This is a genomic window from Thalassospiraceae bacterium LMO-SO8 (genome assembly GCA_031655335.1).
Classification (GTDB): Bacteria; Pseudomonadota; Alphaproteobacteria; order Rhodospirillales; family Casp-alpha2; genus UBA1479.
Genome location: CP134226.1, coordinates 283,743 through 307,654 on the forward strand (window position 1 = coordinate 283,743; position 23,912 = coordinate 307,654).

Here is a 23,912-nt window from a genome sequence, read left to right on the forward strand (position 1 = left end):
AAGCGCGGGCGTCGACCATGCTTGACAGCCCCCGCCCCGCGTTGCACTTAAGCCTCCATGCATGCGGCATTGAAAACACTGGTGATCGGCCTGGGCGTTCTGATCGCGCTCGGCCTGGGGCTGTTGGTCTATGGCTTCTTCAAGACCAGCCAGGACCCGACCTGGCGCCTGTTCGGCGACGCCAAGCCCGCCGCCGTGGCAGCCGGCACCCCGCCGCCGGCCCATCTGGCCCCGCCCGTGCCCCTGTCCGGCGATATCGAACTGAACCTGCCGACGGGCTGCGAGATCAAGAGCGTGACGCAGCTCGGCCAGCAGATCTACGTGCTGACCCAGCCCGCGGGCGTGTGCGGCCAGGTGCTGATCGTCGACCCGGCGACGGGCCGCGTCACGGGCCGCATCAAGCCCTGAGCGGTGGAGGACCGCCGCCGTGCTGACCATCCCCCAAACTCTGTTGGAGCGAATCACCGACGCCGCCGAGGCCGCGTTCCCCCATGAATGCTGCGGCCTTCTGGCGGGCCGGGACGGCGCGGCGGGCGAGACCCTGGTCACCCGCATGGTGCCGTCCCCCAACGTCACGGAAACCCGGGCCGAAGACAGTTTCGAGATCGATCCCCAGGTGCGCTTCGACCTGATGCGGGCATTGGACGGCACGGCGGAGCGCATCGTCGGCCATTACCATTCCCATCCCGGCGGCCCCGCCATGCCCAGCGCCACGGATTTGAAAATGGCCTATGAGACGGACCTGATCTGGGTCATCGTCGCGGTCGAGGACGGCCGAGCCGTCGACGCCCGCGCCCATGGCGTCGCGCCGGACCGCTCGGCCTTCCACGCCATCGACCTCAACCTCGTCGCCGATTAATCCCAACCCCAAGGAGCCCCCGTCCATGAACTTCGCATCCGACAACACGGCGGGCGCCCATCCGGACATCATGGCCGCCATCGTGCGCGCCAACGACGGGCGCACCATGCCCTACGGCCATGACGACGGCACGGAAGCCGCGCGGGCGCGTGTCTGCGAAGTGTTCGAGACCGACGCCAAGGTGTTCTTCGTGCCCACGGGCACGGCGGCCAACGGGCTGGCCGTGGCCTCGATCACGCCGTCCTGGGGGGCGCTGGTGTGCCATGAGACGGCGCATATCTTCGACCACGAAGGCAACGGCCCGGTGATGTATTCGGGCGGGGCGCGGCTGATCGGCCTGCCGGGTGCCGACGGCAAGATCGCGCCCGATGCCGTCGAGGCCGCGACCCTGGAAGGCCGGGGCGACGAGCATTATTCCCAGGTCCGCGCCGTCAGCGTCACGCAGCTGACGGAAAAGGGCACGGCCTACCGGGGCGACGAGATCGCGGCCATCGGCGATGTTTGCCGCAAACACGGCCTCGCCCTGCACATGGACGGGGCGCGGTTCGCCAATGCCCTGGCCGGGCTCAACTGTTCACCCGCCGACATGAGCTGGAAGGCCGGGGTCGACGTGCTCAGCTTCGGCGGCACCAAGAACGGGGCCTTGGCGCTGGAGGCCGTGGTGGTCTTCAACCCGGACCTGGGCGACGAATTCCTCTACCGCCAGAAACGCGCCGGTCACGTGCTGTCCAAGATGCGCCTGATGACGGCGCAGATGGAGGCCTATCTGGCCGACGGCCTGTGGCTCAAGAACGCGCGCCACTCGAATGCCATGGCGAAGAAGCTGGCCGACGGGCTCACGGCCCTGGGCGTGGAGATCGTCGGCTCCGTCGACGGCAACCAGGTGTTCCCGCGCCTGCCCGCCGCCATGGCCGATGTACTGAAGGCCCGGGGCTTCCTGTTCTACGACCGGGGGGCGGATGACCAGGGACGGCGCAAAACCCGTCTGGTCACCGCCTTCAACACGCCGGAAGACGACGTGGATACGTTCCTGGAGACGGCGGCGACGGCCGTTCTCTGAGCGTTATCCGCGCTGCCGCGCCGTCAGGTCCGGCCACAGGTTGTCGGCGCCGCGCGCCAGCACGCGCCGCCCGATGTCCTGGGCCCAGAAGGTTTCCGCCCCGAACTCCCCCCGCCAGGCCCAGAGCCGGCGCGTGGTGAAATGCAGTTCGTGTTCGTAGGTGAAGCCGATGGCGCCGTGGGTCTGATGGGCCGCGTCATAGACGATTTCCGCCGCCTCCCCGGCCACCACCTTGGCGGCGGCCACGTCCCATTCCGCGTCCGTCAGATCGCCCCCCGCCCGGTCGAGGGCGAGAAAGGCGGTTTCGGCCGCGCTCCGCGCCTGGGCGGCGCGGGCGGCGGCACGGGCCAGCATCTGCTGGATCGCCTGGAACTTGGCGATGGGCCGGCCGAACTGTTCGCGGTCGCCCGCGTGCTGCACGGCCAGAGAGATCGCGCCTTCCATGGCGCCCGCCATCTGGGCCGCGCGCATGAGCGCCCCCAGGGTTCGCGCGACGGGAACACTCGCGGTCAGGTCCAGGGCACCCGTGACCGAGGGCTTGACCTTGTCGAAGGTGACGGTATCGCGCGGCTCCCCCGCCATGTTGCGGTCAGGGATGATCGTTGCCGCGTCGGCGGGGATCAGCAGCACCGTGCCGCCCACCTCGGCGACCAGATGCCCGGCTTGGGCCGCCCAGGGCGCGCCCGGGGCAATGCCGGACAGGGCGCCGCCCGAGAAGTCCAAGTCCGCGCCGCCGTCGATCAGGGCCAAGGGTCCCGGCGGCACGTCGATCCCGGCCCGGCCCAGCAGCCAGCCCGCCGCCATGGTTTCCACCAGGGGCACGGGCGCGCGCCGGCGCCCGGCGGCGAAGGCGATGACGAAGGCGTCGGCGAAGCTTGCCCCCATGCCGCCCCGGTCTTCCGGTGCCAGTGGCTGGGTCAGGCCGTTGTCTTCCAACACCTGCCACAGGTCTTGCGGCCATGCGCCGTCCTCGGCCGCGCCGAGAACGTCCCGGGTCACGTGATCCTGCAACAGGCGCCCGGCGGTTTCCGCCAGGATGTTGGCCATTTCGCTTGTTCCGGTCATCAGCGCAACCCCAACCCGCGCGCGATGATGCCGCGCATGATTTCCCGCGTGCCGCCGCGCAACGAGAACGACCGCGCCGCCATGGTCATGTAGGCCATGACCTGGTCGAAGCCGCCCGCCCCCACGCGGGGCGATATGCCCGCGATGTCGTGGGCCCTGCCCGGCATGTCCTGTTCGTAGGCGACGCCCAGTTCCTTGACGATGGCCGCCGCCAGATTGGGCGTCTCGCCGCTTTCCAGCATGGTGGCGATGGAGATCGACATCTGGCGCAGGGTCGAGAGATGCGCCGCCAGCCGCCCGATGCCGGCGGCTTCCGCCGGGCCGGCGTCGGCGCCGATTTCGCGCACCAGTTCGAACAGCAATTGATAGCTGGAGAGATAACGTTCCGGCCCGCTGCGTTCGAACGCCAGTTCCGTCGTCACCTGGCCCCAGCCGCCGCCGTCGGTGCCGACCAGGGCGTCGGCGGGCACCTCGGCGTCCTCGAAGAACACTTCGTTGAACATCTGTTCGCCCGCCATGTTGCGGATCGGGCGAATGGTGATGCCCTTCGTGTTCTTCATGTCGATGAGGAACTGCGACAGGCCGGCGTGGCGGTCCTTGGGATCCTGGGGCTGGGTGCGCACCAGGGCGATCATGTGATGGGCCGTATGCGCCTTGGAGGTCCAGATCTTCTGGCCGTTGATGCGCCAGCCGTCGGCGGTCTTTTCCGCCCGCGTGCGGATGGAGGCCAGGTCCGAACCGGAATTGGGCTCGCTCATGCCGATGCAGAAATAGCTTTCGCCCCGGGTGATGGCGGGGATGTATTTGCGGCGCTGGTCCTCGGTCCCGAACTTCAGCAGCAAGGGGCCGCTCTGCCGGTCGGCCACCCAATGGGCCGAGACGGGCGCACCCGCGGCCAGCATTTCCTCCAACACCACGTAGCGCTCCAGGAAACTGCGCCCGCCGCCGCCGTATTCCTTCGGCCAGGTCATGCCGATCCAGCCCTTCGCCCCCATCGCCTTGGAAAACTCGGGATCGGCGCCGGACCAGGATTTGGCGCGCTTGACGCCGGAATAGCCCTTAAGATGATCGGCGATGAAGGCGCGGACCTCGGCGCGAAGGGCCTCGGCCTCGGGCGGCAGAAGGCCCGGCGTGAAACGGATGTCCTCCAAGACTTAAATCCTAATTTTCTTGGTTCAGATTGTATACAATCGTTTTATAACGCCACAGGATGGTTTACAACAAGACCATAAGGAAACAGCCGGGTCGAAAAAATGGAACACTTCCTTCTCTATGAACAGCGGGACAACGTGGTCACTTTGACCATGAACAACCCGGAAAAGCGCAATTCTCTGTCGGGAAAAATCCAGTCCCAGGATTTCGTCGACGCCTGCGAGCGGGTCAACAACGACCCCAGCGTCAAGGTCGTGATCCTGACGGGTGCGGGGAAGGCCTTCAGCGCCGGTGGGAATATTTTCGCTATGCGAAACAGGACCGGCCTGTCCCAGGGCATCCCCGCCGAGATCCGCAGCAACTACCTGAAGGGCATCCAGCGCATCCCCAAGGCGTTCTACAACATCGAGGTGCCGACCATCGCCGCCGTCAACGGCGCCGCCATCGGGGCCGGCTGCGACCTGGCGACCATGTGCGACATCCGCATCGCATCGGAGCACGCCAAGTTCGCGGAAAGCTTCGTCAAGCTGGGCATCATCCCGGGCGACGGCGGGGCCTATTTCCTGCCGCGCGCCGTCGGGTTCTCGAAGGCCTATGAAATGGCCTTCACCGGCGACACCATCGACGCGCAGGAAGCCCTCGGCTGCGGGCTGGTGTCCAAGGTCGTCGCGGCGGACGGGCTGATGACCGCCGCCAACGAACTGGCCGACCGCATCGCCTGCAACCCGGGCCATGCGCTGCGCCTGACCAAGCGGCTGCTGCGGGAAAGCCATCACGCGCGGCTCGACACCCTGTTGGAAATGTCGGCGGCGTTCCAGGCGCTCGCCCACAACACGCCCGAGCACGAGGAAGCCGTGAACGCCATGGCCGAGATGTTGGAAGCCAAGTCCAAGACCAAGGGCGGCGACAAGGAATAACCCGCATGCTCGACGCCATGATCCGGGCGCGCTCCGTCGCCATCGTCGGCGCGTCCCAACAAAAGACCGAGACCGGCAGCGACAAGCTGGGCACGGTGGCGCTCAACCATCTGCTCGCTCACGGCTACCCGGGCAAGATCTATCCCGTTAATCCGAAGGAAACGGAGATCCGGGGCCTCGCCTGCTATGCCAGCGTGAAAGACATCCCGGACGACATCGACCTCGCCCTCATCGCCGTGCCGGCCAAGGCCAGCATCGCCGTGATGAAGGACTGCGGCGCCAAGGGCGTGAAGACGGCGATCATGCTCGCGTCCGGTTTCGCCGAAGCAGGCGAACCGGAACTGGAGGCCGAATTGACCGCCGCCGCCAAGGCGGGCGGCGTTCGGTTCTGCGGGCCCAACACCAACGGCATGATCTCCATCGTCAACGACATGGTCTGCTGCACCTCCATGGTCTGCGCCATGCCAAGCTTCAACAAGGGCGACATCGCCTTTCTGACCCAATCGGGGGCCGTCGGCGGCTCCATGCTCGGCGCCGGGACCGAGGAACAGGGCGGCTTCAGCCACTGGATTTCCGTCGGCAACGAGGCCGACCTGCAGGTCGCGGACTATCTGGATTATCTCGCCGACGATGCGGATACCCGCGTCATCGCCCTGTTCATCGAAGGCATCCGCGATCCGGATAAATTCACCCGCGCCTGCGCCAAGGCCGCCCGGGCGGGCAAGCCCGTGGTCGTCTACAAGATCGGCCTGTCCGAGGTCTCCGCCGCCGCCGCCGCCTCTCATACCGGGGCCATGGTCGGCTCCGACGCCGTGTTCGACGCCGTGTGCAAGAAGTATGGCATGGTCCGCGTGGACGACGCGGCCGACCTGCTGCCGACGGCGATCACCTTCTCCCGCCTGCTGGACAAGCTGCCGAGGGGGCCCCGTATGGGCCTGATCGGGCCGTCGGGCGGCATCTGCGGCATCTGCGCCGATGAATGCCACCGCTTCGGCCTCGACGTGCCGGAACTGCCCCGGGACGCCCAGGAAACCTTGAAGCAGTTCATCCCGCCGTTCGGCGCGCTGCGCAATCCCATCGACGTGACGCAGCAGATCAGAAGCTCTCCCACCGGATACCAGGACACCATCCGCACGGTGCTGGAACAGGACACGATCGACGGCCTGTTCCTGCTGGTCACCATGGTGGCTGAACCCCGCGCCAGCTTCTATTGCGACATCTTCACCGAGGCCGCGCGGGCGACCGACAAGCCCGTGATCGTCGCCTGGACCGGCGCGCAGTCCCTGGCCGCCCAGGCGATCCCCCAGATCAAGCGCAACCAGGTGCCGATCTATTTCTCGGCCCGGGGCGCCGTGCGCGCCATGCGGGCCTTGCTCGATTACCGGCGCTTTCTGGATACCCGGGAGGACAGCCAATGACCCCGGCCGAGATCATCAAACAGGCCCGCGCTCATGGGGCCCGCACCCTGTCGGAGCATCAGTCAAAGCAGGTTCTGGCCGCTTACGGCGTGCCGGTGACGGCGGAACGCCTTGCCGTCGATGCGGACACGGCGGCCCGGGCCGCCGCCGAAATCGGCTTTCCCGTGGCGCTCAAGGGCAATGCGCCGGACCTCGCCCATAAGACGGAGGCCGGATTGGTCGAAATCGGCCTGACCGATGCGGACGCGGTCCGGGCAGCGGCGGCGCGGCTGATGGCCAAATTGCCGCCGGGCGGCAATCTGCTGGTCCAGGAAATGGCGGTGGGCAAGCGGGAATTCCTGATCGGCATGGCGCGGGACGCCCAGTACGGGCCCTGCGTCACCTTCGGGCTCGGCGGCATCTTCGCCGAAGCCTTGAACGACACGGTTCTGCGCCTGGCCCCGGTCAGCACGCGCGACGCGCTCGCGATGATGGACGATATCCGCGCCACGGCGCTGCTCGGCCCCTACCGGGGCATGGCGGCCGTCGACCGCCCGGCCCTGGCCCGCGCCATCATCGGCGTGGGGGCGGCCGCCCTGGCCCATCCGGAAATCGCCGAGATCGACGTCAACCCGGTGATCGTCGCGGACGACCGCCCGGTCGCCGTGGATGCGCTGGTGGTTTTGGCTTAGCGGAAGATTTTGAGGAAACGCCCCTCACCCCAGCCCTCTCCCCCTCGGGGGAGAGGGAGTGTCCGTCCGTGGGTCCCCTCGCCCCCGTCCACGGGGGAGAGGGACAGGGTGAGGGGGAAGAAGCGAAAATCCTTATCGGATGAACTGTTCCACGTAATCGGCGCCCAGGCCGACCTCGGTGAAATGCTTGCGGCAGGCGTCGACGCGGTCGAACACATCCGTGGTCCCGGTCGTGTTGCCGTCCGCGTCGCAATAGATCAGGGCGCCTGAGTTGTGGAACAAAGTAATCATCTCGTCGCAGTCCGGTTCCACCACCAGGGTGTGAATGTCGCCCGGCGGCTCGTACAGGTACGACCCCGCCTCGGCGATCCAGTCCCGTTCCAGATAGCGCCAGCGGCCCTTGATGACGAAGCCGTGCACGGGGGCCGGATGGCGGTGGCGCGACAGCAGGCCGCCGCCGACCACCTTGGTCAGGTGCACCCAGTAGCCGTTGGACACGTTCAGGCACAAGGGCCGCGACCAGCGGCCCGGCGCCAGCGGCACCCACAGGCGCGGGTCGTCATTGGCATAGCCGTCCTGAATGAACAGTTCGGGAAGGGCGTCCTGCGGGCGCGGGCCGTCATAGGGTGCCGGCAGGTCTTCCACCGCCACGCGGCCGTCCGATTGGGCGCCGGCGGGCAGGGTTTGTTCGGTGTGGGTGCTGTCTGGGCTCATGCTGGTCTCGTCTGCTTTAGGTCCGTGGAGGGGGTTAGTTCAGGAAATAGGCCTTGGCCTTCAAAAGCGAGCGCTGGATGGTCAGCGGCATCATCCCGGCGAAGGTGTCCAACGCCGCCAGCCAATTGAGTTCCGTAAACACTTGGGCATTGCGCAAGCGATCCGCCATGCCTTTGTTGACCTCCTGCGCGTTCTCGTAAATCTTGATCAGGCCGTCGAAGCTGGTGTCCCAATCGGGCTTTTCCTTGCCGTCGAAGTACTGGCCGACCAGGTAGAACGACATGGCGCGCAGGATCGTCAACTCCATGTCCGCCAACGGCACGTGATAGCGCGCGAGTGGCCGGAAGAACGACATGTGCGGACAGCCGCTGGTCGCCATGACCAGGCCGAGCACCGAGCGCAGCGCCTCCTGGGCCGAGACCTTGGCCGTGGTCGTCGTCGTCCCCTGTTCGATGGTCAGATCGACCTGGGCGTAGGACACCATGCGCCCGACCCGCTGGCCGTAATCGACCAAAAGCGCCGCGACCGGGCAATGAGGGTGGGTCTGCTTGGTCAGCGGGCAATGCCGGCATTGGTGGTACTCCAGGCGCGCCCAGTCGGGCAGGTCCGCGCCTTGGGGCTGCTTCAGGGCGACTTCGGGCAGGGAGATATCCAGATTAAACACCTCGCGCGATCCATCGTCGCTGTCGATAATGTAGCGGACGAGCATGTGTTCGGCGTCTGCGGGCATATACAGCGGCCTCCTCTGATCTTCCCAACCCCGGCCCGTCTGAGTTTAGGCCATCACGGGCGCGCTGCCTACAGACCGTCGAGTCTGAAAGCAGAACATCCCGTCATGGGCGATTGATCGACGCGGCGGCCTAAACCACCGGCGACAGGCCACCGTCCACGTTGATCGCCGCACCGCAGATGTAGGACCCGGCATCCGACGCCAGAAAACAGGCGGCGGCGGCGAATTCCTCCGCCTTGCCCAGGCGGCCCATCGGCAGGGCCTTTCCCTGTTCGGCGTAGAACGCCTCGATGTCGTTGCCCTGCTGCGCCGCGCGGCGCACCCATTGATCGCTTTCGATCTTGCCGACGTGCAGGGAGTTGACCAGCACGTTGTGGGGCGCGCCCTCGCCGGCCAGAACCTTGGTCAGGGCCATGCCGGCGGCACGGGTCACGGCGGTCGGCGCGCCCGACGGCGGCGGCGCCTTGGCGCCCGAATTCAGCACGTTGATGATGCGGCCCCACTTGCGCTCGGTCATGCCCGGAAACGCCAGGCGGCACAGGCGGATCGCGGCGAACAGCTTGAGGTCGATATCGGCCTGCCATTCCTCGTCGGTCACCTCGACGAATGGCGCGCGGTGGGACGAGCCCGCGTTGTTGACCAGCACGTCGATCTGACCCAGCCCGGCGATGGCGGCGTCCCAGGCGGCCTGGCAGCCTTCGGCGGTCGACACGTCGCCGGTCACGGCGACGATCCGGCCGCCGGTGGCGGCTTCGATTTCCGCCTTGGTCTGGGCCAGCACGTCGGCGCGGCGGGCGACGATGGCGACCTCGGCCCCGGCGCCGCTGAACGCCTGGGCGATGGCCCGGCCCAGCCCCTTGCTGCCGCCAGTCACCAGGGCCTTGCGGCCCGTCATTTTCATTTCCATGGATGTCCTCCCGAGGGGTGTTGGTGTCAGAGAATTTTGCCGACCGTAATATCGACCATCAAGGTGCCGGCCAGAATTTCCAGGCTTTCCCGCAGATCCTCGTCGCCGAGGCCTTGCGGGGCGCGCACCCGCGCGTGGGCGTGGAACAGCGTACCGCCGGAATGGGGCGCTTCGCGGATGTCCGTTTCCATATCTTCGACGCTGACGCCACGTTCCGCCAGGCAATGGGAAATATCGCGCAGGATGCCCGGATGGTCCGGCCCCAGCAGGTCGATCTCGAACACGGGGCCCATGGGGGCCACGGTATCGGACGCGATCTCGACGACCAGGTGGAAGCCCTCGGCGTCGAGGGCGCGGAGGCTGGCCTCCAGGGCGGCGATCCCGTCCTCGGCAATCTCGATCTCGGCGATGCCGGCGAACTTGGCCGCCAGATGCGCCATGCGGCTGTCCAGCCAGTTACCCCCGGCGTCCGCCACCGTTTGCGAAATGCGCTCCACCAGGCCCGGCCGGTCGTCGGCGATGAAGGTCAGGATCAGGGTCTTCGGCATGGCGATTTCCTCGGGCGCAAATGGTGGCGGCCACTCTAACAACGACGGCGGGAAGCGGCCACAATTTCGGTGCGCGTCTTCGCCCCCGCGCTTTTCCGGCCTTTGAAAAAGATCAAAAGCCTGGTTCTCCCGCGCGCATGTTCGGGAGTATTATTCCGGAACCAATAAAATGGGACGCGGTGAATGAGCGGGCGAAAACTCGTCGGATTCAAGGATGACAACAGACGCCGGGACGTGCGTCTGGACGTCCGTGGCGTCAAATTCGTCATCAATAATCAGGAATTTCCCGTCGGCGACATGAGTGTCGGCGGGTTCCGGCTGAAAAACGCCATCGGCAAGATGCGCCCGGGCCAAAGCTTCACCGTCACCCATGTCGTGACCGAGGATGACGGCCGCGTGCCGCTGGGCGCCAACGGCGAGGTCATGCGCATCGATTACGCGGAAACCAGCCTGGGCTGCCGGTTCAACAAGCTGACCGGCGGACAGTTCCGCATCATCGAGGCTATTGCCATGCGCCGGCCGTTGAGTACCCTGAGCACCACCGCCAAGCGCAAGGGCTTTTTCGGCCTGTTCGGCGGCTGAGGCCTGAAAGCGCCGCGGACCCAACCACGCGGCGGACAGTAAACCCGAGGGACAAACTCCAGGAAAGGCGAGAGAGCAGCCCATGCGCGATCTGGGAGAATACGATTACGTCATCGTCGGTGCGGGCACCGCCGGCTGCGTCCTCGCCAACCGGCTGTCCCGCGACCCGGCCAACCGGGTTCTGTTGCTGGAAGCGGGCGGCAAGGACAACTACCACTGGATTCACATCCCCGTCGGCTATCTGTTCTGCATGGGAAATCCCAGGACCGACTGGTGCTTCAAGACCGAGGCCGTGGCCGGGCTCGGCGGCCGGGCGCTGAACTATCCGCGCGGCAAGGTGCTGGGCGGCTGTTCGTCCATCAACGGCATGATCTACATGCGCGGCCAGGCCCGCGACTACGACCAATGGGCGCAGATGGGCAACCGCGGCTGGTCCTGGGACGACGTGCTGCCCTATTTCAAGAAATCGGAAGATCAGGCCGCCATCCCGCTCGACGACTTCCACCAAGCCGGCGGCGAATGGCGGGTCGAGAACGTGCGCACGACCTGGGAAATCATGGACGCCTTCCGCGACGCGGCGGCAGAGGCTGGCATCCCAAAGGTCGACGACTTCAACAAGGGCAACAACGAGGGCTGCGGCTATTTCCACGTCAACCAGCGGTCGGGCGTGCGCTGGAACACGTCGAAGGCGTTCCTCGGCCCGGCCAAGAACCGCGCCAATCTGGACATCGTCACCCATGCCCATGTGAAGGGCCTGCGCCTGTCGGGCAAGACCATCACGGGCCTGGACCTGCGCGTCGCGGGCGAGGACGCGGGTGTCACCTGCCGGGGCGAGGTGATTCTATCGGCCGGGTCCATCGGCTCGCCGCAGATATTACAGGTCTCGGGCATCGGCCCGGGGGCGTTGCTGCAAGGTCTGGGCATTGAGGTCCGCCACGAATTGACGGGCGTCGGCGGCAATCTGCAGGACCATTTGCAAATCCGCCCGGTTTACCGGGTCGAGGGCACGCGGACCCTGAACCAGCGGGCGGGAAACCTGCTGGGCAAGATGGGCATCGCGCTGGAATACGCGCTGTTCCGCTCCGGCCCCATGTCCATGGCGCCGTCGACCCTGGGCGCCTTCGCCAAATCGGACCCGTCGCGCGAGACGCCCAACCTGCAATACCACATCCAGGCGCTGAGCCTGGATTCCTGGGACAAACCCCTGCACCCCTTCCCGGCCTTCACGGCCAGCGTGTGCAACGTGCGTCCGGAAAGCCGGGGCACCGTGCACATCACCTCGCCGGATCCGTTCACGCCGCCCGCGATCCAGCCCAATTACCTGTCGACCCCCGGCGACCGCAAGGTCGCGGCGGATGCGCTGCGCCTGACCCGTCACATCGTGTCCCACCCGGCGCTCGCCCGCTTCAAGCCCCAGGAATACAAACCGGGCGCCCATCTGACCACGGATGATGAGCTGGCCGACGCGGCGGGGCAGATCGGCACCACCATCTTCCACCCCGTCGGCACCTGCAAGATGGGGGCGGACCCGGACGCCGTGGTCGACGACCGCCTGCGCGTGCACGGCCTGAGCGGGTTGCGCGTGGTCGACGCCTCGATCATGCCGACGATCACCTCGGGCAATACCAACGCACCGGCCATCATGATCGCGGAAAAGGCCTCGGACATGATCCTGGCGGACGCCAAGGCACGGGCTGCCGCGTAACAGCGCATTTCCTTGCCAATCAAGCGCTTAACTGGATTTTTACTCTAAATCGCCATATTTCCGTGGTGGATTCGGGGTATTGGGCGCGGGCTCCCGCCGGGGGCTCGGCCCGTGTTAAACTGTCGGGGCCGATACGCGCGGATGGGGTTCCGCCGCGGTCGGGGAATTGGGCAAGGAATGATGGCGAAACGCCATTTAAATCAATCCGTTAACAGAAATTCCGCGATCCGTGCGGCGGCCCTGGCCTTGTGCCTGGGGACGGCCGTTCTGATCAGCAGTCCTGCACAGGCCCAGGACAGCGGCGCCGGCGCCCTGTTCGCCGCCATCCGCGCCAACGATCTGGACGCGGTGAAACAGATCGTCGCCTCGGGCGCCGATCCGCGCGCGCGCGACGCGGGCGGCCTGTCCGCCCCCCAGGCCGCCGTGCGCCTGGGCCATCATGTCATTGCCCATTACCTGCTGGCCTACCGCCGCCCCAAGGTCGACCCGCCCCTCGATCAGGCCATCGACCGCGCCCTTGACCGCGCCGTCGCCGAAACGGAAAAGACGGCGGGCCCGATCCCCGCCGCCGCCCCGCCGCAGACGGAAGCCGCCGACGCCCCGGTCACCCTGCCCGAACCCGTCGCCGAGGCCGCACCTGAAATCCCCGTCGCCGTCCCGCCCGCCGCCGACATCGCCGACCTGCGCGACGCGCCGAAAATCCCGCCCCATGACAAGAACACCCCGGTCCTGACGCCGATCCCGGCAGAAACTGCGGGGAAAGACGCCCCGCCCCTGGCCCTGGAGCCGGCCGAACGGGCCGCCCCGGAAGGGGCCGCGCCGCCCAAACCCGGCATGCTGGCCCGCGCCAAGGACTGGCTCGGCAATTTGTTGGGCTTCGGCTCCGACGCGGAGGCCCCGCCGACGGACACGGCGGAAGCCGCCGTGCCGCCCCCCGCCCTGACCCCGCCCCCGGCGGATACCGGCATTCCGGCGGAACCCGCCGAAGGCCCCGCCGCCGACACCCTGCCCGATCTGGACAAGCTGGCGGCGCAGTACAACCCAGCCATGGAAGCCTCCAGCCCCGACCTGCCGGAGGCGGACCTGCCGCGCGCCCTGGCCGGCAGCCCCGCCCCCGGCGATCCCCTGGGCCAGGCCCTGGCTCAGCCCGACGGCGGCACCGAACCCCTGCCCGCGGGCGGCCTGGACCCGCTTTTGTCCATGCTCGACGGCCCCACGGACGACAAGGCGGCCGCCCCCACGCCTGCCACGGCGAAGGCCCCCGCCAAGGTCGACCTGATGGCCATGGCGCCCAAGGACCGGCTGGCCTGGCTCGATTCCCTGCTTGCCAAGCCGGTCGCCCGCGACGCCGAGGAATCCCTGTCCGACAGCCGGGACGAGGCGCTCAGTCATCTGCGCGACCGGGCGAAACGCAAGGCCGCCGAAGCCGACGCGGCAGAAGCCGCCCTGAGCGCGGCCGAGAAAAAGAATCTCAAGACCGATACCTCCGCGGTCGAGGGCCCGCCGCCGGGCACCAACCTGTCCCGCCGCCTGAAAATTCCCCTGCCGCCGCCCGACCCCAAGGGCCGCAAGAATTTCGCCCGTGATCCCTGGTTCCGCGACGTGTCGCCGGATGAGCCGGACATCCGCGCCGCCCATCGTTCTCTGAAGGCGCCGCCGCCGGAACGCGGCACCCCGCCGGAGCCCACGCCCAAGGTGCCGCAATTGGCCAACCTGCCGGGCAACAAGGCGAAGACCCCCGATCAGAAACTTGCCGCCAACATGCCCGACGCGCCCCCGATCCGCGAAACCCCGCGCCCGGCCACGCCCGCCGCGAAACCCGTCACGGCACCCGGCGGAACCCTGGACGCCCTGGAAAAGGAGTTCGGCGGACCGGCGCCGAAGGCCGATCCCCTGGCCGCCGAGCTGGGCCTCGACGCGCCGGCGCCCCAAACGCCTGTCGCCAACCCGCTCGCCGCCGACCCGCTGGCCGCGGAGCTTGGCCTGGGCGGCGCGGGCAGCCCGCCCGCCGGGGATCCCCTGGCCGCCGAACTGGGCGTCGGCGCCTCACCTGAGGGTGACCAGAAAACGGCGGAGGCCGGTGATCCCCTGTCCCAGGCGCTCGGCGACCTGTCCAGCCTGCTCGACAGTGATAAACCGTCCACCAGCCCCCTCGACGCCGAACCGCCGGTGGCGACGCCTCAGGAAATCCTGGCCGCCCTGCCGCCGGGGTCGGAGGTTCGCCTGGATGTCGAAGGCCGCCCGGTGCTGCCCGCCGCCTGGACCCTGCCGGTGGTCCTGCCCGGTCAGGCCCCGCCCGTGCAGGATCTGGCCAGCGCCTACGTGACGCCCGCCAGCTTCCGCGCCGGGTTCGACAAGGCCGCGCAAGACGCCGCCCAGTTGGGGCCGATGCCCTCTGGCGCCAATTCCGCCAGCGCTTGGCCGGTGACCAAGGTCCAGATGGCCGACGGCGCCGTCATCGACCCGCCCGCCGCCGCCCTGCCCGATGGGACATCCCCGCAAGCGGCGCTCAACAGCCAGGGCCGGGCGCTTGACGGGGTCACGCTGTCGGTCGGCGCCGGCACCAGCCTGTACAATACCTTCATTCCGGAAAACGCCCGTGGCGGCGAAGGCCGGGCGCCGGAATGCATCGAAAAGACCGGCGGCCGCACCCAGTTCTGCATCAAGGAACTGCAATGGCCGGCGTTCCTGGAACCCAAGTTCCTGGTCTCGACGATCCTCTATACGGGCACGGGATCGGTCGTGCGCTTCGACGACGGAGCGCCGACCCGCATCCATACCGTGTTCAATGCCGATGGCTTCGGTGAGATCGCCGACTGGCTGGTCCGCCGCTTCGGGCCGCCGACGGCGACCGTGACCCGCTCCGTCGCCCCCTTCGGACAGGCGCGGCGCGACAACCCGACCATGATCTGGCGCGCCGTCGACAAGGTAACGCAGAAGACCGTGTCTCTGGAAATCCGCCATTATGACGACACCCGCGACGGCTTCCCCGACATCCGCAATGGCGTGATGATGCTGTACCGCGAAGGCACGCCGGGGATTTTCCCGCAGGTCTCCGTTCATGAACTGATGCGCCTGAAGCGCACCGGCTGACCGGCTTCGTTCCTGTTGACGCCCCCGCCTATTCGGCGGCCTTCAGGGTCGGCCGGTCCATGCTGAACACCGTATCGACGCGGGCGTAATCCATGTAACCCAGCCGCGCGATGGGCTGCACCTTGGCCATGTCGACGAAGCCGTCGGTCAGCACCTCGTCCTTGATGTGAAGGCCGACGACACGCCCGAACACCACGCGGTTCCCCTCTTCACGGACGTTGTGCGGCATGACCACGGTCTGATGATAGACGCATTCGATATGGATGGGGGCCGCCTTGATGCGGGGCGGCTTGACCAGGGTCGAGGGCTCCGTCTCAAGCCCCGCGAAACGGGTTTCGTCCTCGCCCGCCGGCAGGGCGGCACTCGACTGATTCATGGCGTCGCGCAGCGCCCAGGTCGACATGTTGCACACGAATTCGCCCTGGGTTTCGCAATTGGCCACCGTGTCTTTCTTCGGACCTTCGGGCCGGGGACCGCCGGAAAACATGACCATGGGCGGGTTCTCGCCGCAGGCGTTGAAATAGCTGTAGGGGGCCAGGTTGACCTCGCCGTCTTCGGAGATCGTGGTGATCCAGCCGATGGGGCGCGGCACGACGCAGGCCTTCCACGGATTGCGGGGCAGACCGTGGTCTGCGGTCTCGTTGATGTTCCAGAACATGGGCGTTTCCCGATGGGTTGTTGATTGTTGGCGAGAGCCTGCACCACGCCGCCGACCGCCGTCAACGTCAGGCCGCGCGCACGTCTGTCAGGAAACCCTGGATGACGGTGCGCAAGCGGCCCGACATCTGTTCCAGTTCGCGCGAGGTGTCGAGCACGTCGTTGGCGACGGCGCCCGATGCCTTGGCCGCCTCGGACACGGTGGCGATGTTTTCCGCCGCCGAGGAGGCGCCCTGCGTTGCGTCCTCGACGCTGCGCGCGATTTCGCTGGTCACGCGGACCTGCTCTTCGATGGCGGCGGAGATGCTTTCCGCCACTTCCGCGATCTCGCCGACCTTGGCGGTGACGGTTTCGATCACGCGCACCGTGTCGCGAGTCGCCGACTGCACGCCACCGACCTGAAGTTCGATTTCGCCGATCGCCTTGGCCGTCTGTTGGGCCAGGGTCTTGACCTCCGCCGCGACGACGGCGAAGCCCTTGCCGGCGTCACCGGCGCGCGCCGCCTCGATGGTGGCATTGAGGGCCAGCAGATTGGTCTGCTCGGCGATGACGGTGATCAGGCTGACCACGTCGCCGATGCGGTCGGCGGAGCGCGCCAACGCGGAAACCCGCGCCCCCGCCTCGCGGCTGTCGGCCACCGCCGCGTCGACCTTTTGCGACGACAGTCGGATCTGCTGATCGATCTCGGCGAAGGACATCGACATCTGTTCCGCCGCCGCCGCGACCGATTGGAAATTGACCGCCGCCTGTTCCGTCGCCGATGACACGGTGACCGCCTGTTCCGTCGTGCGCTCGGCGTTTTCGTTCATGTTATTGGCCGTGTGGCCCATGCGTTGAATGCAGTGGCCGAAGGCGTCGAACACCTGTTTCACCTGATCGTTGAATTCCGTGGTCATGCCGGCAATGGCGGAGGCGCGCCGCGATTGGCGTTGTTGTTCCGCATCGCGCTCCAGGCGCAGGCGTTCGGCCTCCTCGTGCTCGCGGCGGAAGATGTCGAAGGCCTGAGCCAACTGCGCCACTTCGTCGCGGGACCGGGCGGATGCCTCCGCGTCCTGTGCGGGGATCATGGCCGATACGTCGTCACGCAAACGGTTCAGCGGACGCACGATGCTGCGGCCCAGAAGCCAGGCCAGCAGAACGGCGATCAGAACGCCCGCCGCGCCAACCGCGACACCTTCACGCACGGCGTTCCGCGAACGGTCGGCCAGGCCGGCCATGCCCTCGGACTGATGCGCCAGGGCGGCGCCGCGCAGACCGGCAATGCGGTCCTGCAATCCGTTCAAGGTGGCCTTGAACAGGTTCCACGAATCCTTGGTGCCTTGAACGGCGCCGGAAAACGAGGCAACCCCCTGACGCAAGGTATCGACGTCACGTCCGGCAAACTTGGCCGCCCGTTGGTCGCGGCGCGGCACCTTCTGTTCTTTCAGCAGGCCGCGAACGGCCGTGACCACGTCACCCAGACGGGACACGGCGGCAAGGGCGGCCTCGCCCTGGGCCGTGTCACGCGACACGGCAAGCTTCAACGCGGTCTGAAGGGCCTCCGCGCCATGGGCCGCCACGGCGTCGGCGAATTCCGGCGCCTTCGGATGGTCATAGCCCTTGAGAAATGTGACCAGCCCGCCGATCGACCCCGGCAGCTTTTCCGCCGCCAGAAGAATCACGTCGGCCCCTTCCCTGTCGCCGCTGATGCGCCGGATCAGATCATCCAACTGGCCGCCGTAGGTTGCCTGCGCCGCGGTGATCGCCTCCACCAGATCTTCCTGACCGCTGCCGGCAAAGGCGCCCATGATTACTTCCCCCGCGTTGTCCGCGGCCGCGCGGGCCTGGGCGATCCCGTCGATGGCGGCGTCCGTCTTGGCGTCACGGAACCGATAGACCGCTTCCGACAACGCGAAAAGCCGCAAGGCGTAATCGTTGGCGGCGCCGACCAGATCCACGTCCTTGACGATCGTCTCGCTGGTGCCCGCGAATTCGGCGAAACGGGACACGGAAACCCCGGCGGATACGCCCAGCAGCACGATCACCGATGCAAATCCCAGGAATGTCCGGAAGCGGATGGATGTACGGCCGATCAACATCTCTCGCCCTTTCGCCCGAAGCCGCAAGGTGAGTGGATCTTCCGCGGCATTCATTGATGCCGGATTGTTGCCGTGACCTTCGCAAACGCACAACAGGACATTAGTCCAGGATTACCCCCGGACATGCCTGACGAGCAATTAAATACATAAAATTCAATGTGTTATTGTCCTGAAAGGCCCAATTGAAGTTTTTGTGACGGCACCGTTTCGTTCATATTGCACCGCACGCAAATCAGACCGTGACGTGGCGGCCGTCGGCTCAGCCGGGCACCAAACGCGCGCCGGATTCAAACGCCCGGCGCAGGTCGGCGGGCACTTCGCGGCTGGCGTTCTTGGCGTAGTCGAAAAACACCAGAACCGCTTCCGAGGTGGCGACCACCGTGTCCCCGGCGAACAGCCCCTGGCCCAGGGTGTAGGACTTGTTGCCGAGGCGCAGCAGCCGCGAGCCGACCCGCACGTTACCCGGATAATGAAGCTGGTTGACGTAGCTGATCTGCACGCTGGCCAGGGCCGAGCGTGGCTCGATGCCCAGATGCCGCCGAATGGCCATCAGATAATCCACCCGTCCGGCCTCGGCATACTGTGCGAAGGCGGTGTTGTTGACGTGAAGGTTGGGGTCCTGATCGGAAAAGCGGATCGAGACGTCGGTCCACCAATCGAAGCTGGCGGCGTCTTTCAGGTCGATGTCGGGCAAGGGGATGGGCTCCTGGTGGGCGGTGGTCAGGGTGACTTGGGGGTTTGTAAAAGGTTTTCGCCCGCGGGCAAACGCTCAATGACGCAGATGCCGGGCGGGGCCTTCGGCCATCCATTCGCGGATCACCCGCACCGAATCCTGCGGATAGGTTTTAACCAGGTGATGGATATGCGCGCTCAACCGCGGATCCACCCTGTCGACACGCGGTCGAATGTGAATCGTCGGCGTGAAATCCGGTTCGGTCTCGAAAACCGTGGGGGACGGCGGGCGCATCTACTGCCTCGTGGTTTTTATGCTTAACGAATGATGACAGTCTACGCGCGCACGGGTCCCTGCGGAAGTCCGGTTTTAACGGCTACCTGACGCCGCAGGCGTCTTTCAGGTTATCCAGCACGATGGCCGCGGCGGGATTGGGATAGAGCGGCACGGATGCCTCGAACCGCAGGGCCAGTTCGCGGTCGGCGCGCTTCAGGGTCCAGCCGGCGGTCAGGCAGTGTTCCAGCCACAGGCCGTCGTCGCCCGTTTCCGCCCGGGCGCGCTGGCCCTGCAAATAACCGTCGATGACCCCGATCATGAAGCCCTGCCGGTATTCGGCCGTTTGCCCCTGTAGGGTATTGCCGTTGTGATAGGTCCAAAGCGGGCCGCGCGGCGCGGCAACCGCCGCGCCGAGAACGCCGCCCAGGACGACAAGCCCGATTGCGATCACGAGATGTTTCATGGTGCGGCCCTCCGTTGAGACGGGGGCATTAAACCACGCCGGAAATCCGGGATGCGGACAAAAAAACACCGGGCGGTGAAACCGGCCCGGTGTGGATCAGGTAAGAGTGAATCTCATCAGCCTTCTTTATAGGCGGCCCCGGTCAATACGGATGTGACGAGAGTCACTTAGCTCCGGATTTTCTAATAAAAAGAGTCCCGGAGAGAAAAGGTGATTGAATTTCAATTGCCTATCCAATGTGTGTTTTGAAAAAATCCAACGTCCGCCGACGCGCCAGATCGGCCGAGGCCTTGTCGTAATGCTTGCCGCCGACCCGCGCGAAGGCGTGGTTCTGGCCCTCGTAATCGTGCAGCACGGCCTTGGCGTTGCCGTCGAGGGCGGCATGAACGGCGGCCTGCTGCTCCTTGGGCACGAATTCGTCCTCGGTCGCGATATGCAGCATGCAGGGCGCCTTCAGCGTCTCGCCCGTGTGGTCGGTCAACATGACGCCGTAGTAACTGACGGCGGCGTCGGCGCTGGTCCGCGTCGCGGTCAGGAAGGCAAGCCGGCCGCCCAGGCAAAAGCCCATGGTGCCGACCTTGCCGCTACAGCCGTCGACCGCACGCAACGCCTGGATCGTCGATTCCAGATCGTCGACGCCCTTGTCGAGATCAAAGCCGTTGAACAATTCGAACGCGCGCGCCCATTCGGCTTCGGTCTGGTCGGTGATCTGGATGCCCGGTTCCTGGCGCCAGAACAGGTCGGGGCACAGCGCCACATAGCCCGCCGCCGCCATGCCGTCGGTGATTTCGCGCATCACCGCGTTGACGCCGAAGATTTCCTGGATGACCACGACGCCGGGGCCCGTGCCGCCTTCGGGCAGGGCGAGATATCCCGTGAAGCTGCCGCCGTCCTTGGCCTGAATGGTGATGTCCTTGCCGCTCATGTTCTGCGTGCCTCCCTGATCGATTCGTAAAATTTCCGCGCCCCGCAGGCGCAGGCCGGTGGGCCGAAGCCCCCCGCATGCGGGCATCTTAAATTCCGGGCTGGCCTCTGTCACCGCTTGGGGCGACGATTGTACACAATTTCCGCTCAGACTGCCGGAGCCCGCCATGCCTTCCTCGTCCGCCCCCTGGCGCTGCCCGCTATGCCATCAGCCGTCCGAGCCCGTGTCCGTGCACGGCCATGTGCAATGCCGGACCTGCGGGCAGAACGTCGATCCCTGCTGTTCCGGCGAGACCGCCTGCGGCATCGACGCGGCTTCCCCCGGCCCCGATCTTTCGCTAAGACAGGGGGCCGCCGGCCCGGCGGACTAAACAAAAGACCATCGCCGACAAGAGGAACATCATCATGCCACAGGGTCAAACGGGGGCGCGGCTCCTGGTCGAAACGCTGGTCGCCAACGGGGTAGACCGCGCCTTCTGCGTGCCGGGGGAAAGCTATCTCGCCGTGCTCGACGCCATGGTCGACGCGCCGGGCATCGACCTGGTGATCTGCCGTCAGGAAGGCGGCGCCGCCATCATGGCCGACGCCGACGGCAAGATGACCGGCAAGCCCGGCATCTGTTTCGTGACCCGCGGCCCGGGGGCGACCAACGCGTCCGCCGGGGTCCACATCGCGTTCCAGGATTCGACGCCGATGATCCTGTTCATCGGCCAGGTCGCCCGCCATCAGGTCGAACGCGAGGCGTTCCAGGAAATCGACTATCGCCGCATGTTCGGCCAGATGGCCAAGTGGGTCGCCCAGATCGAAGACCCGGCCCGCGTGCCCGAATACGTCAGCCACGCCTTCCACACGGCCATGTCGGGCCGCCCGGGCCCGGTCGTGCTGGCCCTGCCCGAGGACATGCTGACCGAGGAAGTGATGGAACAGGTCGCCATCCCCGGCCCGGCCCATGTCGTGCAGGCCCATCCGGGTCCCGATGCCATGGCCCAGTTGCGCGCCATGATGGAAACGGCCGAACGCCCGCTGATGATCCTGGGCGGCGGCAGTTGGACCGAACAGGCATCCCAGGACATCCGCGCCTTCGCCGAAGCCAACAACATCCCGACCAGCGTGTCGTTCCGCCGCCAGGACCTGCTGCCGAACGACCACCCTCTGTACGCCGGCGACGTCGGCATCGGCATCAACCCGAAGCTGGCCGAACGGGTCAAGACGTCGGATTTGATCATCGCCGTCGGCCCGCGCCTGGGCGAAATGACGACGGGCGGCTACAGCCTGTTCGACATTCCGGTGCCCAAGCAGCGCCTGGTCCATATCCATCCGGGGGCCGAGGAACTCGGCCGCGTCTACCGCGCCGAACTGGCCATGAATTCGGGCATGCCGGGCTTTGCCGCCGCCGCCCGGGCCATGGCGCCGGTGACGGGCCGCTGGGACAACTGGGCCGGCACGGCGCACGACGAATACCTGGCCTGGACCGAACCGCCCGAAACCCCCGGCGACGTGCAGATGGGCGAAATCGTCGCCTGGCTGCGCGACGAGCTACCCGCCGACGCGATGATCTGCAACGGCGCCGGCAACTACACGGCCTGGGTCCATCGCTTCTATCGCTACCGGGGATACGCGACGCAGTTGGCGCCGACGTCCGGGTCCATGGGCTACGGCGTGCCGGCGGCGGTCGCGGCCAAGCTGCGCCATCCCGGGCGCGACGTGGTCTGCTTCGCCGGCGACGGCTGCTTTCTGATGACCGGCCAGGAGATGGCGACGGCCAAACAGTATGGCGCCAACGTCATCTTCATCGTCGTCAACAACGGCATGTACGGCACCATCCGCATGCATCAGGAACGCGAATACCCCAGCCGCGTGTCGGGCACGCAGCTGGTCAATCCGGACTTCGCGGCCCTGGCCAAGGCTTACGGTGCCACCGGCGAAGTGGTCACGGAAACGGCCCAGTTCGCCGATGCCTTTGCCCGCGCCAAGGCCGCCGATTCGCCCGCGTTGATCGAACTGCGCACCGACCCGGAGGCGATCACCCCGACCGCCACCCTGTCGGGCCTGCGGACCCAGGCCGAGGCGCGGGAGAAGGGAAATCCCTGATGTGCAAGTCCAGCCGTTGCGCACCCCCCATGTGGCATGATCGGACTATGTCTATTGGCGGGTTCCACGAGGCGGAAAAACACATTAGATTAAATTGATTAGGTGCTTCGGCGAAGGAGGGCTCGCCGCATGGCGAAGCGCAGAGGCCCCTTAGGGCAACTGTTTACGGGTTTCATTCTGCTGTTGATCGTCGCGGCCGGCGCGGGGGTTGCGCTTGCCGTGTTCTACGAGGATGACCCCTTCGCCGCGCAACTGCGCGCGGCCGGGGTGCCGGATGCGCAGGTCGCCAAGGTCATGGACCTGAAGGCGGCCATCAAGGACAAGGCCGATTTCAGCGGCGACGACCTGGCCTTTACCGCGCGGTCGATCTGGTGGGATCTGCGCGACCGCTTCGACCTGGACCTGACCGCCCAGTACACGCAGAACCTGCCGCCGGTCCGCCACGTCACCCAGATGGAACCCATGGCCCGGGCCGACGATCCGACGGAGCCGGCCGGCGAGACCAAAATGGCCGAAGACAAGCTGCCGCCGGACCTTCAGCGCGAGAGCGGCGAACAGGCCGCCGCCCCGTCGGACGCCCCCGCGATGACGGACAAGCCCGCCGAGGCGGTGCCCCAGGAGCCGTCGATGACGCCGCCGGCGGCCGAGGAGAAACCCATGGCCGAGGCGCCTCAGCCCGAAAAAGCCATGGAGCCGCCCGCACCGCCGCCGCCCGCCGCGACGGACAAGCCCCTGGCGCTGACCAATCCGCCCGCCGAGGACGCCAAACCGGAACCGCCCTCCCCGGCCACGGAAACCGCCGCCGTGCCCGAGCCCGCCGCACCGGCCGAGGCCCCGCCGGCATCGATCGAGGAACGCGAGGCCACCGCCGATCTGACCTACAAGCGCGCCCTGTCCCTGTTCGCCGACGCCAAGACCCAGGAACAGAAGGCCGAAGCCGCCAAGCTGTTCGCCCAGGCCGCCATCGGCGGTCATCCGGGAGCGCAGTATTCCATCGGCGTCATGCACTACAACGGCACCGGCGTCGCCAAGGACTACGCCAAGGCGGCGGAATGGTTCGGCCGCTCGGCGGAGAAAAACAACGCCGCCGCCCAGTACAACCTGGGCATCCTCTATTACAACGGCCAGGGCGTGCCCAAGGACGACCGCCTGGCCTACAAATGGATCAGCGCGGCGGCTGAGAACGGCGACCAGAAGGCAATCGTCGCCCGCGACGCCCTGAAGCAGGCCCTGCCGGCGGACGTCACCAAGCCGGCGGCGCCGACCTTCTCCGGCGGCCTGCCCGCGGGATCGCCGATCGAGATCGCCCCCGCGGCACCCGCGAAGTAA

General features: G+C 66.9%; 24 protein-coding genes. 12 read left to right on the forward strand and 12 right to left on the reverse strand.

Annotated elements, in window-relative coordinates; genetic code table 11:
* The first annotated feature begins 69 nt into the window (after window positions 1-69).
* Genes RJ527_01330 through RJ527_01340 form a run of 3 tightly spaced genes read left to right on the forward strand, consistent with a single transcriptional unit; the run spans window position 70 to window position 1,919 of the window.
* Window positions 70-408, forward strand: a complete 339-nt coding sequence (locus tag RJ527_01330) for a hypothetical protein (protein WND76398.1) — start codon at window positions 70-72, stop codon at window positions 406-408.
* Between the two features lie 19 nt (window positions 409-427).
* Window positions 428-859, forward strand: coding sequence for a M67 family metallopeptidase (locus tag RJ527_01335; protein WND76399.1), 432 nt, complete (start codon window positions 428-430; stop codon window positions 857-859).
* A gap of 25 nt (window positions 860-884) precedes the next feature.
* Entirely contained in the window at window positions 885-1,919 is a 1,035-nt protein-coding gene (locus tag RJ527_01340) for a low specificity L-threonine aldolase (GenBank protein WND76400.1), read from the forward strand.
* A 3-nt stretch (window positions 1,920-1,922) separates the two neighbouring features.
* Here the strand turns inward: RJ527_01340 and RJ527_01345 are convergent, their stop codons facing one another.
* Both RJ527_01345 and RJ527_01350 read right to left on the reverse strand, forming a co-directional pair.
* Window positions 1,923-2,984, reverse strand: a complete 1,062-nt coding sequence (locus RJ527_01345) for an acyl-CoA dehydrogenase family protein (protein ID WND76401.1) — start codon at window positions 2,982-2,984, stop codon at window positions 1,923-1,925.
* Window positions 2,984-4,135, reverse strand: a complete 1,152-nt coding sequence (locus tag RJ527_01350) for an acyl-CoA dehydrogenase family protein (GenBank protein ID WND76402.1) — start codon at window positions 4,133-4,135, stop codon at window positions 2,984-2,986. The genes RJ527_01345 and RJ527_01350 overlap by 1 nt, the downstream gene beginning before the upstream one ends.
* 102 nt (window positions 4,136-4,237) lie before the next feature.
* Between RJ527_01350 and RJ527_01355 the strand changes: the two genes are divergently transcribed.
* Genes RJ527_01355 through RJ527_01365 form a run of 3 tightly spaced genes read left to right on the forward strand, consistent with a single transcriptional unit; the run spans window position 4,238 to window position 7,142 of the window.
* Complete coding sequence (locus tag RJ527_01355) at window positions 4,238-5,053, forward strand: crotonase/enoyl-CoA hydratase family protein (GenBank protein WND76403.1); 816 nt, start codon at window positions 4,238-4,240, stop codon at window positions 5,051-5,053.
* 5 nt (window positions 5,054-5,058) lie between these two features.
* Window positions 5,059-6,471, forward strand: a complete 1,413-nt coding sequence (locus tag RJ527_01360; protein ID WND76404.1) for a CoA-binding protein — start codon at window positions 5,059-5,061, stop codon at window positions 6,469-6,471.
* A complete protein-coding gene (locus tag RJ527_01365) occupies window positions 6,468-7,142 on the forward strand; it encodes an acetate--CoA ligase family protein (protein ID WND76405.1) in 675 nt (224 codons plus the stop codon). The genes RJ527_01360 and RJ527_01365 overlap by 4 nt, the downstream gene beginning before the upstream one ends.
* A 132-nt stretch (window positions 7,143-7,274) precedes the next feature.
* On the opposite strand, the gene RJ527_01370 is transcribed toward RJ527_01365, so the two are convergent.
* The 4 genes from RJ527_01370 to RJ527_01385 all read right to left on the reverse strand — a co-directional run bounded on the left by RJ527_01370 (window position 7,275) and on the right by RJ527_01385 (window position 10,041).
* Entirely contained in the window at window positions 7,275-7,856 is a 582-nt protein-coding gene (locus RJ527_01370) for a 2,4'-dihydroxyacetophenone dioxygenase family protein (protein WND76406.1), read from the reverse strand.
* A gap of 34 nt (window positions 7,857-7,890) precedes the next feature.
* Window positions 7,891-8,586 carry a hypothetical protein gene (locus RJ527_01375; GenBank protein ID WND76407.1) on the reverse strand — a complete coding sequence of 232 codons (696 nt, stop codon included), beginning with the start codon at window positions 8,584-8,586 and terminating at the stop codon, window positions 7,891-7,893.
* Window positions 8,587-8,716: 130 nt separating this feature from the next.
* Window positions 8,717-9,493 carry an SDR family oxidoreductase gene (locus RJ527_01380; protein WND76408.1) on the reverse strand — a complete coding sequence of 259 codons (777 nt, stop codon included), beginning with the start codon at window positions 9,491-9,493 and terminating at the stop codon, window positions 8,717-8,719.
* A 26-nt stretch (window positions 9,494-9,519) separates the two neighbouring features.
* On the reverse strand, window positions 9,520-10,041 hold the full coding sequence (locus RJ527_01385) for an ACT domain-containing protein (protein ID WND76409.1): 522 nt from the start codon (window positions 10,039-10,041) through the stop codon (window positions 9,520-9,522).
* A 183-nt stretch (window positions 10,042-10,224) separates the two neighbouring features.
* On the opposite strand from RJ527_01385, the gene RJ527_01390 reads away from it, so the two are divergent.
* The 3 genes from RJ527_01390 (at window position 10,225) to RJ527_01400 (ending at window position 15,421) form a co-directional block, all read left to right on the forward strand.
* Complete coding sequence (locus RJ527_01390; GenBank protein ID WND76410.1) at window positions 10,225-10,623, forward strand: PilZ domain-containing protein; 399 nt, start codon at window positions 10,225-10,227, stop codon at window positions 10,621-10,623.
* Between the two features lie 82 nt (window positions 10,624-10,705).
* On the forward strand, window positions 10,706-12,328 hold the full coding sequence (locus tag RJ527_01395) for a GMC family oxidoreductase N-terminal domain-containing protein (protein ID WND76411.1): 1,623 nt from the start codon (window positions 10,706-10,708) through the stop codon (window positions 12,326-12,328).
* Window positions 12,329-12,574: 246 nt separating this feature from the next.
* Window positions 12,575-15,421, forward strand: coding sequence for a hypothetical protein (locus RJ527_01400; GenBank protein ID WND76412.1), 2,847 nt, complete (start codon window positions 12,575-12,577; stop codon window positions 15,419-15,421).
* Between the two features lie 28 nt (window positions 15,422-15,449).
* On the opposite strand, the gene RJ527_01405 is transcribed toward RJ527_01400, so the two are convergent.
* The 6 genes from RJ527_01405 to RJ527_01430 form a co-directional block, all read right to left on the reverse strand.
* Window positions 15,450-16,079, reverse strand: coding sequence for a flavin reductase family protein (locus RJ527_01405; protein ID WND76413.1), 630 nt, complete (start codon window positions 16,077-16,079; stop codon window positions 15,450-15,452).
* A 67-nt stretch (window positions 16,080-16,146) separates the two neighbouring features.
* Window positions 16,147-18,156, reverse strand: coding sequence for a methyl-accepting chemotaxis protein (locus RJ527_01410; GenBank protein WND76414.1), 2,010 nt, complete (start codon window positions 18,154-18,156; stop codon window positions 16,147-16,149).
* 259 nt (window positions 18,157-18,415) lie between these two features.
* Window positions 18,416-18,850: a thioesterase family protein gene (locus RJ527_01415; GenBank protein WND76415.1), complete on the reverse strand. Its 435-nt coding sequence runs from the start codon at window positions 18,848-18,850 to the stop codon at window positions 18,416-18,418.
* Between the two features lie 75 nt (window positions 18,851-18,925).
* The gene (locus RJ527_01420; GenBank protein WND76416.1) at window positions 18,926-19,123 is read right to left on the reverse strand and encodes a hypothetical protein; all 198 of its coding nucleotides are present in this window, start codon (window positions 19,121-19,123) and stop codon (window positions 18,926-18,928) included.
* An 82-nt stretch (window positions 19,124-19,205) separates the two neighbouring features.
* Window positions 19,206-19,568 (reverse strand): hypothetical protein, encoded by a 363-nt coding sequence (locus RJ527_01425; GenBank protein ID WND76417.1) that lies wholly within the window; start codon window positions 19,566-19,568, stop codon window positions 19,206-19,208.
* 229 nt (window positions 19,569-19,797) lie between these two features.
* Window positions 19,798-20,493, reverse strand: a complete 696-nt coding sequence (locus RJ527_01430; protein WND76418.1) for a dienelactone hydrolase family protein — start codon at window positions 20,491-20,493, stop codon at window positions 19,798-19,800.
* Window positions 20,494-20,659: 166 nt separating this feature from the next.
* Here RJ527_01430 and RJ527_01435 point away from each other — a divergent pair, with 166 nt between their 5' ends.
* From RJ527_01435 to RJ527_01445, 3 genes are all read left to right on the forward strand, one after another.
* The gene (locus tag RJ527_01435) at window positions 20,660-20,863 is read left to right on the forward strand and encodes a hypothetical protein (GenBank protein WND76419.1); all 204 of its coding nucleotides are present in this window, start codon (window positions 20,660-20,662) and stop codon (window positions 20,861-20,863) included.
* A 34-nt stretch (window positions 20,864-20,897) separates the two neighbouring features.
* Window positions 20,898-22,583, forward strand: a complete 1,686-nt coding sequence (locus RJ527_01440; GenBank protein ID WND76420.1) for a thiamine pyrophosphate-binding protein — start codon at window positions 20,898-20,900, stop codon at window positions 22,581-22,583.
* A 129-nt stretch (window positions 22,584-22,712) separates the two neighbouring features.
* Window positions 22,713-23,912 carry a hypothetical protein gene (locus RJ527_01445; GenBank protein WND76421.1) on the forward strand — a complete coding sequence of 400 codons (1,200 nt, stop codon included), beginning with the start codon at window positions 22,713-22,715 and terminating at the stop codon, window positions 23,910-23,912.